The sequence below is a fragment of the Flavobacterium sp. YJ01 genome (genome assembly GCF_029320955.1).
Taxonomy (GTDB): domain Bacteria; phylum Bacteroidota; class Bacteroidia; order Flavobacteriales; family Flavobacteriaceae; genus Flavobacterium.
In genome coordinates, this window is sequence record NZ_CP119757.1 from 168086 (window position 1) to 181344 (window position 13259).

The following is a 13259-nucleotide window of genomic DNA, read 5'->3' on the forward strand; positions in this document are numbered from 1 at the left end:
ATTTCGATGAATAGCCAGCGATTTCTAGTTAATCCACTTCAATTATCACAAGAAAAATCATTAAAAACTCTTGTTGAAAATCGAACAATTTACAATTTGAGCCATTGTGAATTAAATTTATTTGAAACATACGAATCAACCAAAATGGTTCCTCTGAAATTTAATGATTTGGTTGTGACAAGCATGCTTCGCGGCAAAAAAGTCATGCATCTTTTTGATGATCCAGAATTTGAATATCTGCCAGGCGAAACAGTGATTGTTCCTTCGAATGTAGAAATGAAAATAGATTTTCCTGAAGCTTCTAAAAATAACCCGACACAATGCCTTGCTTTAGCTATTGATCACGCAAAAATTACCGAAATCTTAAATTTCCTTAACGAACAATATCCTAAAGAAGGAAATAATATGTTTTGGCAATTAAACTATCAAAATTATTTCTTTTATAATAATGTTGAAATGGCGACAACCATAAATAAGCTTATTAAAGAATGTATGAGTACGTCGATTACCAAAGATGTTTTAGCCGATTTGACTTTAAAAGAATTATTGATTAGAATTATTCAGACACAAACAGTAAAATCTTTAGACGAAGGAAAATTTATTGAAAGTAACAATCCAATCAAAGAAGTTACAGAATATATTAAACAGAATTTAAAAGAAAATATGAGCTTAAAATCGCTGAGCGAAAAAGCTTGCATGAGCACCACTTCTTTCTATCGTTTCTTCAAACGCGAACTTGGGATGAGTCCGATTGAATATATCTTGAATGAAAAAATAAAATGTGCTAAAAATTTATTGAAAAATCCAACTTTACAAATTAACGAAGTTTGTTATTTAGCTGGTTTTGAAGATGCCAATTACTTTATCAGATTATTTAAAAAATATGAAGGAATCACACCGAAACAGTATCAGTTACTTTATATTAATTAGGTACAAAGGGACATAGGTTCATAGGTACAAAGGTTTATTTCTTTGTCAAAAATTCAATTTATAAAATATAATGTAAACTATAATGAAGGCTTTTTTTCTCATTACTTAAAACCTCTGCATCTTTGTAACTCTGAACCTTTGAGCCTTAAAAAAAAACTATTCAATCCTAAAAACAGATTCTAAATCTTTTTCTTCTTCTGGAGTGAAAATTCTATACTCTATTTGAAATGTTTTTTTCAATGGCGTTTCTAAGGAAAAACCTCCAACTCCAAATGCATCAATTACAGTTAAAGTAAAATGTGCATGTTTCCAATATTCAAATAGATCTTTGTCTACCCAAAACTCGGTATCTTCTACAGTTCCAATACAAACATCTCCGGTTCTTTGGTAATAACCTCCCTTTTCAAAACATTGTGGCTGTGTTCCTTCGCAACAACCTCCAGCTTGATAAAACATTAAATCTCCATGTTTCTCTTTTAGAACTTTTATTAATTCTATTGCTTTTTCTGTGGCATCAATTCGTCTAATCATCATTTTCATATTTAAAAAAAGCAGTAAACTTTTTTTAGGAGTCTACTGCTTCAACATAACCAACTAGTTAAGATTGTGCTATATCTAACACAATTCTACCTTCAATTTCACCTTTCTTCATTTTATCAAAAACAGTATTTACATCTTCTAATTTAGAAGTAGTAACTGTCGCTTTGACTTTTCCGTCGACAGCAAATTCTATTGCTTCTTTCATGTCTTTTCTAGTTCCCACAATTGAACCTCTAATGGTAATTCTATTAAGAACCGTATCGAAAATAGACAAATCAAAATTGCCTGGAGGAAGTCCGTTTAATGCCATTGTACCTTTTCTTCTCAATGTTTCAAGCCCTTGTTTGAAAGCTATCGGAGAAACTGCAGTAACCAATGCCCCATGCATACCACCGACTTCCTTCTTTAAGAATTCTCCAGGGTTTTGATTTTTGGCATTTACAACCAAATCTGCACCTAATTTTTTTGCCAGTTCCAATTTATCATCACCAATATCTATTGCTGCAACATTCATTCCCATAGCTTTTGCATATTGCACTGCAACGTGCCCTAAACCTCCTATTCCAGAAATTGCTACCCATTCGCCAGGTTTAACTTCAGTTTCTTTCAATCCTTTGTAAACAGTAACACCAGCGCACAAAATTGGAGCCATTTCGATAAAATTCACATTTGAAGGTAAAATTCCAACATATCTGGCATCTGCAATAACAAATTCTGCAAATCCGCCATCTACACTGTAACCTCCATTCTGCTGGCTGTCGCATAAAGTTTCCCAACCTGTAATGCAATGGTCGCATCCACCGCACGCGCTGTAAAGCCAAGGCACACCAACGGCATCGCCTTCTTTTACATTTTTTACATCCTGACCAACTGCGGCAACATAACCAACAGCTTCGTGTCCAGGAATTAATGGCATTTTTGGTTTAACAGGCCAGTCTCCATCTACAGCATGTAAATCGGTGTGGCAAACGCCACTTGCAATTACTTTTACAAGAATTTCATTTCTGCCTGGACGTTTTACTTCAACCTCTTCAATTTTTAAAAGAGATCCAAATTCCCTAACGACCGCGGCTTTCATTGTTTTAGGAAGCATAATTCTATGGTTTTACGAGAATAGAAAACCTGATTAATTTTCTATTCCCAGGTTTATATTCTTTAGAAGAATCCTAATTTCTTTTTGTCATAAGAAATCAGCATGTTTTTAGTTTGACGGTATTGGCTTAACATCATTTTGTGGTTTTCACGACCAATTCCAGATTGTTTATAGCCTCCAAAAGGCGCTCCTGCCGGATAAGAATGGTATTGATTAATCCAGACACGACCCGATTGAATTGCTCTTGGAACCTGATAAATTTCATGTGCATCTCGAGTCCAAACTCCTGCACCTAAACCATACATCGTATCATTAGCAATTTCAATTGCTTCTTCAGTAGTTTTAAAAGTCGTAACTGCTAGAACAGGTCCGAAAATTTCTTCTTGAAAAATTCTCATTTTGTTATGACCTTTAAACAGCGTTGGTTTAATATAATAACCGCCTTCTAATTCTCCGCCTAATTTGTTTTCATCTCCTCCAGTTAAAACCTCTGCACCTTCTTCTTTTCCTAATTTAATATAGGACATGATTTTTTCTTTCTGAACAATCGAAGTCTGCGCACCAATCATAGTGGATTTATCCAACGGATTCCCCGCTACAATCGCTTCTGTTCTTTCGATTACTTTTTTAATGAACTTATCGTAAATATCTTCGTGAATTAATAATCTTGAAGGACAAGTACAGATTTCACCTTGATTTAAAGCAAATAAAACTGCTCCTTCAATCGCTTTATCAAAGAAATCATCGTCGTGATCTGCCACAGAAGGGAAGAAAATATTGGGTGATTTTCCGCCTAGTTCCAAAGTAACTGGAATAATATTTTCAGTCGCGTACTGCATTACTAAACGTCCTGTAGTAGTTGAACCTGTAAATGCTGCTTTCGCTACTTTTTTATTAGTAACCAACGGACGTCCTAATTCTGCTCCAAAACCATTAACGATGTTTAGAACTCCTGGAGGAAGAATATCTCCAATTAATTCCATTAAAACCATAATAGAAATTGGCGTGCTTTCAGCAGGTTTTAAAACGATTGTATTTCCTGCAGCAAGTGCTGGCGCAATTTTCCAAACGGCCATTAAAATTGGGAAATTCCACGGAATAATCTGTGCTACAACACCAAGAGGTTCGCTTAATGCGATAGAAACGGTTTGCGAATCTAATTCGGCGATTGAACTTTCTTCTGCGCGAATTACACCAGCAAAATATCTAAAATGATCTATTGCCAATGGAATATCAGCTGCAAGTGTTTCACGAATTGGTTTTCCGTTATCAATTGTTTCAACTGTTGCTATATATTCTAAATTATCTTCAATTTTTTGTGCAATCTTATTTAGTAAAATACTTCTTTCGGTTACAGAAGTTTTTCCCCACGTTTTAAATGCTTCATAAGCCGTGTCTACTGCTAATTCTAAATCCGCTTTTCCAGAATGTGCTGCTTTTGTAAACACTTTTCCATCAATTGGAGAAACTACATCAAAGTATTCTCCTGCAATTGGTGCTACAAATTTTCCACCAATATAATTATCGTATTGTGCCTTAAATTCAGGTCTTTTTGCTGTGGTATTCATAATGTTCTTTTTTTGATTTACTCCAAATTTAGTTTCATAATAAGAAACAGAATAGCACTATTCGTTCATCTTGTAGCACAAAAATTACACATTCGATTTTTTTAGCTAATTATAATATTTAATTAATAAAATTTTAATAGATAAATTATCAAAAACTTAGCAGATAGCATTTTCTTTCCAATAAAAATCAGCTAGAAAAAAGCCAATAATTTTTTCTTACTCCAAAGCGCAATCCTTATATTTGTAACCTTATTCAAGAATTAAATCGTTACAATGAAAATATCTTACAATTGGTTAAAACAATTTATTAAAACAGATTGGACATCTGAACAAACTTCAGAATTACTTACAGATTTAGGTCTGGAAGTTGAAGTTGTTGAAAAATACCAATCAATAAAAGGTGGTTTAGAAGGAGTTGTTGTTGGACACGTTATTACTTGCGAAAAACATCCTGACGCTGATAGATTGAAAGTTACTACAGTTAATATTGGTTTAGAAGCTCCTGTACAAATTGTATGCGGTGCTGCAAACGTGGCTGCGGGACAAAAAGTACCAGTTGCTACAATCGGAACAATTTTATATGATAAAGATGGTGCAGAATTCACCATTAAAAAAGGAAAAATCCGCGGACAAGAAAGTCACGGAATGATCTGTGCTGAAGATGAATTAGGTTTAGGAACAAGCCATGACGGAATTATGGTTTTGGCTGAAGATTTAGTGCCTGGAACTCCAGCTTCTGAAGTTTTTCAAATAGCGAATGATGAAGTTTTCGAAATCGGATTGACACCAAACCGTGCCGATGCAATGAGTCATTTTGGAACTGCACGTGATTTAAGAGCTGGGATGTTGCAACGAGGTGTAAACATAGAATTGATTACGCCTTCAGTAAGCAATTTTAGAGTGGATATGCGTACACTTAAAATTGACGTAAATGTTGAAGACAATCATTTAGCCCCAAGATATTGCGGTGTAACTATTTCTGGAATTTCTGTGCACGAATCTCCAAACTGGCTAAAAGACCGTTTAAAAGCTATTGGATTAACTCCAAAAAATAATATTGTTGACGTTACTAATTATGTGCTACATGAATTAGGACAGCCTTTACATGCTTTCGATGCAGCTAAAATCAACGGAAAAATTATCGTTAAAACAGCTGAAGAAGGAACAAAATTTGTTACTCTTGATGATGTTGAAAGAACACTTCATAAAGAAGATTTAATGATTTGCGACGAAAAAGGTCCGCTTTGTATTGCGGGTGTTTTTGGTGGAAAAAAATCTGGAGTTTCTGAAGGAACAACAACTATTTTCTTAGAAAGTGCCTATTTTGATCCGGTTAGCATTCGTAAAACAGCAAAAAGACATCAATTAAGTACAGATGCTTCTTTTAGATTTGAAAGAGGAATTGATCCAACTATTACAGAATATGCCTTAAAACGTGCAGCGCTTCTGATTCAGGAAGTTGCAGGCGGAAAAATTACTTCTGATGTTGTTGAAGTTTATCCTAAAAAAGTGGAAGATTTTTCTGTTTTGTTGAATTTCAGCCATGTCTCTAAAATTATCGGGCAAGAAATTTCAAAAGACACGATCAAAAAGATTTTGGTTTCTTTAGATATTAAAGTAAATAGCGTTTCTGACTCTGGTTTAGGCTTAACTATTCCTGCTTACCGCGTTGATGTTCAGCGTGAAATTGATGTAATCGAAGAAATCCTAAGAGTTTACGGTTATAACAACATTAATTTCTCTAAGAAATTTAATGCTACAGTAGCAAATTCTCCGAGAACAGAAGATTATAAAGTTCAAAATACAATTGCTTCTCAATTGAATTCTCAAGGTTTTCACGAAATGATGGCGAATTCATTGACAACAGCTGCTTATGCAAAATTATCGACTTCATTAAAAGAAGAGCATAATGTTTCTATGTTGAATCCGTTGAGTAGTGATTTAGCAACTTTACGCCAGTCTTTATTATTTTCTGGACTTGAAGCTGTTTCATACAACATTAATAGAAGAAATTCGGATTTAAAATTATTTGAATTCGGAAAAACATATCATAAGTATTTGAATGGATACGAAGAACACAAACACCTTTCGTTATTAGTTTCTGGAAACAGAAATAAAGAAAGCTGGACAAGTGCTCAAAAATCGACAGATTTCTTTTTATTGAAAGGATATGTAAAAGCGATTTTATCTCGTTTAGGAATTGAAAAGATTTCTAATGCGCCAGTTCAGTCTGATATTTATTCTGAGGGAACTGCAATTACATACAATAATGATATTTTGGTTGAAATGGGTGTTGTTAAAAAACCTATTTTAAAACATTTCGGCATTAAACAAGATGTTTATTATGCTGATTTCAACTGGGATTTGGTTTTAAAAATCATTACAGGAAAAATTAAATATACGGAGATTCCTAAATATCCTGAAGTTCGTAGAGATTTAGCTTTATTAATTGATGAAAAAACAACTTACGAAAGTATTTTCAACTTGGCTAAACAAACAGAAAAATCACTTTTGAAAGACATTAATTTATTTGATGTTTACCAAGGTGATAAATTGCCAGAAGGAAAAAAATCATACGCATTAAGTTTTACGATTCAAGATAATAGCAAAACATTAACTGATGCTCAAATTGACAAAATCATGTCTAAATTGCAACAGACATTCGAAAGTGAGCTTGGAGCAACTTTGAGATAAGTTTTTTTTAAACCGCAAAGAACGCGAAGGTTTACGCAAAGTTCGCAAAGTTTTTTTTACAAAGCTTTGCGGACTTTGCGCTTATATACAGTTCCTATTGAAAAAACTTGCGCTCTTTGCGGTTAAAATATTTGCTCAAAGTTTTTCAACTTTAAACATGAAACCTGAAACAAAAATTCTAACTAATCAAATACCGATTCCAAATATGATCGCCTAGTTTTTGAATTCCGGTTCCGAGGTTTTCTGTTTCTAGTTTGGCTCTGGAATTATCATCAAAAATCATTTCTAGAAATAATTTTCCGTTTTCTTCGCATATATTCCATTTTCCGTATTCTTTTGAAGACGATTGATTCGGAAGATAAAGCCCACCGCCAGAAACACTTCTAAAAGATTCCCTAATATAAATGGCGCTAAAATCTGGATATAAATAGATTTGATATTTTTCTTCTTCATACCAACCGCCGCCAGAATAATCTCGGTCGCTGTTGGCTTTTTCGAATTTCAAAACTTTATTAGATAAAGAATTGATCATTTGATTTACTAAATAACTCATTTTTTTTAATTGTTAATTATTAATGGTTAATGGTTAATGGTTAATGATTAACTGTAAATGATTGGTTATTGATCATTATTTGGAGTTTTATAATTTATAATTAACCATTTACAATTAACAATTATCTAGAGTATTTCTGATACGCTCTCATAAGCTTTTCATCATACTTATTGGTTTTGTAAGCTGGACCGTTGTATTTTAAGGCGAATGATGCCCAGTTTTTATTTCTTAGAAGTCCAATTAAATTGTTTTTTTCTAAGAATAATCCAAATGCTTTTAAATGTTCACCTTCGTTTTGATTCATTTTTTCTACAAATTCGTCGATCGTTTTATAGCCGATTGAAGTTGCATTAAATCCCATAATTTGAAATAATCCCCATGAAGCTGAACTATTTGCAGCATCAATGAATCTTTTGTCTTGAGCTAAGTTTCTTGCTTTTTCTAAACGAGCATATTCTGCTGTTCCACCGACATAATATTTCTTAGTATATTTTTCGAACAGAATATCTTGCGTGTTCGAATTGATGTATGAATTCGGATTGATATTTCTATTTTCTAATTCTCGCCAGAAAATATGCCCTTCAAACAAAATTTTTGGTCTGCCATCGATCAAAAATCCTTTTCCGTTGCTTTCTACTTCGTTTACAGCTTTCACAACAGCTAATTCTAAATTAAACTGTTTAGAAAAATCCACTAAATCTTGCTCAGAAAGTAACTTATTGTTTGAAGAAAAACCGTTTTTACTTTTTTCTAAAAGTGTTGACCAGGTTTTTAATCCGACAACTCCATCAACAACCAGATTATTTTTAGATTGAAAATCTCTGATTGCTTTATCTGTCGCTGTTCCAAAATAATCTGAAACAATTACATTGTATTTTAATTTAGCCAAAAGTTCATTTAGATAATAAACCTCTGGAGACTTTGCTCCTGCTTTTATTGTTTTCATTATTTTTTATTTATGATTATTATTGATGCTCTTGAGAAGTCAAAAACATCGTTTTTAGTGCCAGTCAGATTATCATTTTTATCGAAATAATTGACTTTATAAGAAATCAAAGTATTATTTACAATGGTGTTTTTGATAATAAAATTGAATAAGATTGGAGTAGAAAATTCAGATTTCAAACGTTCAATCGTAAACTTACTTCCCGTTTCCTGAACCGTTAACTCGATTGTGATTTTATTTGTCGTTGCGTTTTGACTTTTAATCTGAACTTGAATATATCTATTGTAAGATGTTGATTGAGAAACAATCTGAGTAAATTCTGAACTTATATTTTCTATGTTTTCAAAATCAAAAAACACATTTTTCAATTCGCCAGAAACGTTCGGATTTAAAGCTGAAAAATCCAGCAGTTTAATATCGTTACTGATTAGTTGCGGATACGTTTTAAAAAAAGCACTATTTATATAAGTCGAATTTTGATTGTTGACCAATAAAACCGAATTTAGTTTGCAATTTGAAATCGATTGGTTTTCAATCTGAATTTTCTTTGCCGTATTATCGATTACCGCTTCTATAATTTCGCCAATTGTTTTTTCAATATTCAATTCGATTATACTTGAATCTTTAATTTCTTTATGCTGAAAATTAATGTTTGCATATTGCGAAATTGTATTATTTAAGGCATTAATCATGATGCTAGCTTCAGACAAATTTTCTGTAGAAAGATCAAAAAGAAAGTGCTTTCCGTCTGTAGAAATTTCAGATTGCTGTAAAAAATAATTCCCGCTTACATCGTACTCTGCACCAATATCATTTGGAAACATAAACTGCACTTTATCAAAATAATCGGTTGTAGCTCCGTCAAGAAAATTATTCTGCAGAAGCGCAATTTTTAGTTTTGCAAGATCAAATTCTGAAAGATTCGGACCAATTGCAAACTGAAAACTTATTCTCGAAATTTCTTCCGCAGTTCCAGCGTCTTCTTCATAAGCATGAAAAATTGTCGAAATGCAAGGCTTCATCGTGTTTAAATCTTTAGACAAACTATAAACTTTAGGAATCAGTAAAAAGGTATTTGGCTGAACCATAGATTTATAAATAGAAAGCCTACTAAAATTAAAACCTGCCACAAAAATCTGCTTGAACTGAGAAAAATCTTCATTTAAATTAAACGGAATATTTACAAATCCGCCACCAATTGTTTTGTACAAACTTGTGGTAGGATCTGCACCAATCGGATAACTCAACGTTTTATTGATCTTTAAGAGGAAAGTACTTTTTACATATTCTTCTTGAACATTAGTTTTAATGCTGTTTTCTAACTGAATTCCTGATATAATGGTCTTAGGTGCCACTTTTATCTGCAAATCTGCCCTTACCATTAACGGACTATTAATAAGCGTTGATTTGGGCTGTAAAGTGCTTTTAGTAACCGTCAGATCTTTCTTGATGATTTTGTCGCTTCTTAATACAGCAATATCTCTTGCAAACAGAAAGTTTCTTTTTATCTTGGAATAACCTTTAAAATCGAAGAAAAGATCAATATTGCATTTAAGATCGTTTAGGTTTGAAACTAAATTTAGAAATGCAATTTTTACCGCTTCATCAATCAAATCAAACTGAATTTCTTGTGTTGAAGTATTAACAATTCCATTTACTTTTATAAAATCAAGATTTACTTTAAGATTTAAAACTGCTTCTTTTAAGTTTAAGACGATACTTTTTTGATTGCTTTGTAAAGGCTTTTCTTTTATACTATATTTTAAAGTTACTTTTCCAAGAAGTCCTCCTTTATTTCCTGATTTATCTGGAATATTTTCATAATAAAAAACGGTTCCGTTGTTGGGTATAATTTCGACTTGCGGAAAAAACAGTGTTATTTCATTTTTGAAATAATCCTTAAAGTAATCATTTTCATTAATAGCTTTATCTCCTTCAATAAGAGGAAAATAATTTTCGACAAGTGGAAAAACCAAAATAGGTTTTATATCTATAGAATGAATAATTGGATGTTCAATAACTTTAAAGTCATTTACTTTATTCATTGTCACCGCAGTAAATGCTGTACTTGGTTTAGCAGGCTCAAGATTGAACCTGTTTATAGGAACTAATTTGGTTCCTTCGAGCTTAAATGTATTTAAATCTGGCATAACGTTTTGGTTTTATAATTAAGATTTGAAGAAACAAAAGGGACATGACTTCCCTTCTGCTTACTAACTCAAAAAAATTATTCCATAAATGGAGCTCTGATTTTCTCAATATCCGCATTTTGAGCATCAGTTCCTGTTGGAATTTCAAACAAAACATCTCCTTCCTGATAATCTATTTTGATATAATCTGTAGAAATAGAAACCTTTTTAGATTTTTTACCAATTTTTCCGTTGCAAGTATATTTTACTTTGTATTCTGTTGGTTTAATAGTATAATCCAACTCATACCAAGCTCTATACGGAATTGCATCTTCAAAATTATCTACGGTAAACTTGAACTTTTTAGAAGACATTTTATCTACTTTTAAAGTCACTTCTAATGTATCGCAATCATAAAGTTCTTCTGTAGATAATGTGTAGTTTATCATGTTTTGAATTGGTAGCGGAACGAAGATTTTTGTTCCTTCAAATTCAAATTCACGAGTTGTATCTTTTAGCTTGATTCTCTTGTCTTTTTCGTACATTACTTCCTGACGAACTTTAACTTTAGTCGAACCATTATTTTTTACGAAATCAAACACAAAAGCATTTTTTTCTTTCGATTTATCGTTCCAAGTTGCTGGAAAAATAGCGTCGATTTCTTTACCCGATCTGCTCGTATTTTTTACATACGGAGTTCCTTCTGGCGCGATCATTCTACCTGAACTTTTCCAAATTAATTTTCCTTTAGAATCTGGATATCCAACTTCAATAGAAACCTGACTTACGGGACTATCATTAACAATATCGCTGTCTTTGTCTAGTTTAATCAAACCTCCGTTTAAAGACGCAATTACCTGAACCTTAGAAAAGTCTTCGTCTAACTGAATTTCAGTAATATATTTTTTCAGATCGGCTTTTGCTTCAGGACCAGATTTCAGAGTTAAAGGAGTAAGATTTCCACTAATTTTTGAATCTAAAACTTCAATCGCAGAGAATTTAATTTCATCCGTAAATTTTACTTCTCTAATTTGAGTTCCATGTTTTAAGCTCACTCCTACACTTCCGCCTCCGAAAAGAATTCTAAAAAATCCGCCTGGTTTTTCAGGTGTCGAAGCTGGAGTAAATTGTTTTTCTGGCGCATCAAAAATCTGTTTCTGCACCATTTGAAAAGCAAAATCTCTTTGTTTTTGAAAAAGAGCTTCTTCGACTTTTTTTCTTTCATCGTTAGAAAACTGATTATCCGTGATGATTTCGCTGACGATTCCACCCTGAGTTAAGATTTTTTCGTACTCACTTTCCCAATTCACATCTACAAACGACCAGCTAACATTGGCTTTGGCAGAAAAATAAGAATGTACTTTTTTTACATCTACAGTTGTTTTAATTGTTGTAGTTGGCATATAGCCTTTGTACTTGATTTTGTTTTCGATAACCAGATTATTCGATCCAGATTCTAATGCATTTTTGACTAAAGAAGCACTGTTGCGTCCCATAAGTACAGAAAGTGCATTATCGCCCAATCCAAATGTAGTTCCTGCGCCTTCTCCTTGAATATTAAATGTCCACGGATTTGCGCCTCCAAACGGGTTATTTGGCGATTTTTCGCCCACAACATGCATTGTAATCGTGTTTTCTGTTAATTGAATCGGTCTAACATTGGTTTCATTAAAATCTCTGTCAACTCCTTTCAAATAAGAAAATAATCCAAAAAGTTTTGACTGTCTTTGATTATTATAATTCGTGTGAAGCTTTTGTTTTAATTTATCGATTGCTTTTTTCAATAAAGCTTCTGGCAAATCGATTGTACTGGTTAAAGTGGTGTAAGCTCCGGCTTCTTCTTCCAATCCTTCTGCACCAATTACGGTAGACGAATCTCCTTCTGATTTAAAAACCTGCATGGCAAATTTGAATCTTCCGTCGGGATGTTTCGCCAAACGAGGCGCTTTTGGATAATAATAAAACTGCATTGGCAGACCGGCATCTCTCAATAATATATTGTTAGGATCTGGCGAGAAAAGCACTGCATAATCTGCTCCATCTTCTTTCTCTAAAAGAATTTCTACTGTTCCGGCTCCTGCATGAGGATAACCTAGGGCTGTTGGTTGTGACATAATTTTTAATTTTTTAGTTAATTATTGATTAAGGCTTAAATTCTAAAAATCATTTTTGCCTTAAAACTGACGATGTAAAATTCCATTTTTATAAAATATTATGTAACAGCACTTTAACCCATTTTTTAGAATCATTATTACCCAAATAAAAAAGGGGATATTTCCCCTTGCCACAACTTTGGGTTTCAGATAATTTTGTCTTTCAACAGCATACAAAATGTTGTTAACTAAATCCTTAACCATTCAATAATAAATAACTATGAAAAATCCTCCCGCAAAACCAAGTCAGTTAATCACTAAAGAATTTGCCAAACAATTAAATGTGAATTACAACAATAGAAAAGCTTCTCTTACTGCCAAAAAATCGCAAAAAGAAGATGCTAATGCCATTTGGTATTCATTAGAAGAATTAGAAAACTACATTCATTACATAAAAACCAACGGCGCAATAGACGGCTATAATGTAGACGGAATTCGCTTTTATTTTGGAGTTTATCCTGATGATGAAAAACATGGAGAAAAAGCAGGTTTGACAACTTTGTTTTTAGTTCCAACAGGAAAAAAGATAGAACAGAATACTGCTAAAGTTCAAAGCTTTGCATTTGCAAAAGAAGCTTTATCTTCTGACATACAAAGTCTTGAACCAATGAACTACGGAAACATCGGAAGACCACCAAGTTTAATATATTAAA

General features: G+C 32.8%; 10 protein-coding genes. 3 read left to right on the forward strand and 7 right to left on the reverse strand.

Translation table 11 applies throughout. The features are described from left to right. Positions 1 to 6 precede the first annotated feature (6 nt). A complete protein-coding gene (locus P0R33_RS00815) occupies positions 7 to 930 on the forward strand; it encodes an AraC family transcriptional regulator (protein ID WP_276173686.1) in 924 nt (307 codons plus the stop codon). A gap of 156 nt (positions 931 to 1086) precedes the next feature. On the opposite strand, the gene P0R33_RS00820 is transcribed toward P0R33_RS00815, so the two are convergent. From P0R33_RS00820 to P0R33_RS00830, 3 genes are all read right to left on the reverse strand, one after another. Continuing rightward, entirely contained in the window at positions 1087 to 1461 is a 375-nt protein-coding gene (locus tag P0R33_RS00820; protein ID WP_276175680.1) for a DUF779 domain-containing protein, read from the reverse strand. Between the two features lie 67 nt (positions 1462 to 1528). Beyond that, the gene (gene adhP, locus P0R33_RS00825; protein ID WP_276173687.1) at positions 1529 to 2563 is read right to left on the reverse strand and encodes an alcohol dehydrogenase AdhP; all 1035 of its coding nucleotides are present in this window, start codon (positions 2561 to 2563) and stop codon (positions 1529 to 1531) included. A gap of 62 nt (positions 2564 to 2625) precedes the next feature. Next, positions 2626 to 4131 carry an aldehyde dehydrogenase family protein gene (locus P0R33_RS00830; RefSeq protein ID WP_276173688.1) on the reverse strand — a complete coding sequence of 502 codons (1506 nt, stop codon included), beginning with the start codon at positions 4129 to 4131 and terminating at the stop codon, positions 2626 to 2628. Between the two features lie 273 nt (positions 4132 to 4404). On the opposite strand from P0R33_RS00830, the gene pheT reads away from it, so the two are divergent. Beyond that, positions 4405 to 6825 (forward strand): phenylalanine--tRNA ligase subunit beta, encoded by a 2421-nt coding sequence (gene pheT, locus P0R33_RS00835; protein ID WP_276173689.1) that lies wholly within the window; start codon positions 4405 to 4407, stop codon positions 6823 to 6825. Positions 6826 to 7003: 178 nt separating this feature from the next. Here pheT and P0R33_RS00840 read toward each other — a convergent pair whose 3' ends face one another. From P0R33_RS00840 to P0R33_RS00855, 4 genes are all read right to left on the reverse strand, one after another. Then, positions 7004 to 7378 carry a hypothetical protein gene (locus tag P0R33_RS00840; RefSeq protein WP_276173690.1) on the reverse strand — a complete coding sequence of 125 codons (375 nt, stop codon included), beginning with the start codon at positions 7376 to 7378 and terminating at the stop codon, positions 7004 to 7006. 121 nt (positions 7379 to 7499) lie between these two features. Further along, on the reverse strand, positions 7500 to 8324 hold the full coding sequence (locus tag P0R33_RS00845; RefSeq protein ID WP_276173691.1) for an N-acetylmuramidase family protein: 825 nt from the start codon (positions 8322 to 8324) through the stop codon (positions 7500 to 7502). After that, complete coding sequence (locus tag P0R33_RS00850) at positions 8324 to 10474, reverse strand: hypothetical protein (RefSeq protein ID WP_276173692.1); 2151 nt, start codon at positions 10472 to 10474, stop codon at positions 8324 to 8326. The genes P0R33_RS00845 and P0R33_RS00850 overlap by 1 nt, the downstream gene beginning before the upstream one ends. Positions 10475 to 10551: 77 nt before the next feature. After that, on the reverse strand, positions 10552 to 12567 hold the full coding sequence (locus P0R33_RS00855; protein ID WP_276173693.1) for a hypothetical protein: 2016 nt from the start codon (positions 12565 to 12567) through the stop codon (positions 10552 to 10554). A 259-nt stretch (positions 12568 to 12826) separates the two neighbouring features. On the opposite strand from P0R33_RS00855, the gene P0R33_RS00860 reads away from it, so the two are divergent. Next, on the forward strand, positions 12827 to 13258 hold the full coding sequence (locus P0R33_RS00860; protein WP_276173694.1) for a hypothetical protein: 432 nt from the start codon (positions 12827 to 12829) through the stop codon (positions 13256 to 13258). Position 13259 lies beyond the last annotated feature (1 nt).

Coding starts and splice junctions, on each gene's coding strand:
- P0R33_RS00815 (WP_276173686.1), top strand. CDS start 7: ATGAATAGCCAGCGATTTCTAGTTAATCCACTTCAATTATCACAAGAA.
- P0R33_RS00820 (WP_276175680.1), bottom strand. CDS start 1,461: ATGATTAGACGAATTGATGCCACAGAAAAAGCAATAGAATTAATAAAA.
- adhP (WP_276173687.1), bottom strand. CDS start 2,563: ATGCTTCCTAAAACAATGAAAGCCGCGGTCGTTAGGGAATTTGGATCT.
- P0R33_RS00830 (WP_276173688.1), bottom strand. CDS start 4,131: ATGAATACCACAGCAAAAAGACCTGAATTTAAGGCACAATACGATAAT.
- pheT (WP_276173689.1), top strand. CDS start 4,405: ATGAAAATATCTTACAATTGGTTAAAACAATTTATTAAAACAGATTGG.
- P0R33_RS00840 (WP_276173690.1), bottom strand. CDS start 7,378: ATGAGTTATTTAGTAAATCAAATGATCAATTCTTTATCTAATAAAGTT.
- P0R33_RS00845 (WP_276173691.1), bottom strand. CDS start 8,324: ATGAAAACAATAAAAGCAGGAGCAAAGTCTCCAGAGGTTTATTATCTA.
- P0R33_RS00850 (WP_276173692.1), bottom strand. CDS start 10,474: ATGCCAGATTTAAATACATTTAAGCTCGAAGGAACCAAATTAGTTCCT.
- P0R33_RS00855 (WP_276173693.1), bottom strand. CDS start 12,567: ATGTCACAACCAACAGCCCTAGGTTATCCTCATGCAGGAGCCGGAACA.
- P0R33_RS00860 (WP_276173694.1), top strand. CDS start 12,827: ATGAAAAATCCTCCCGCAAAACCAAGTCAGTTAATCACTAAAGAATTT.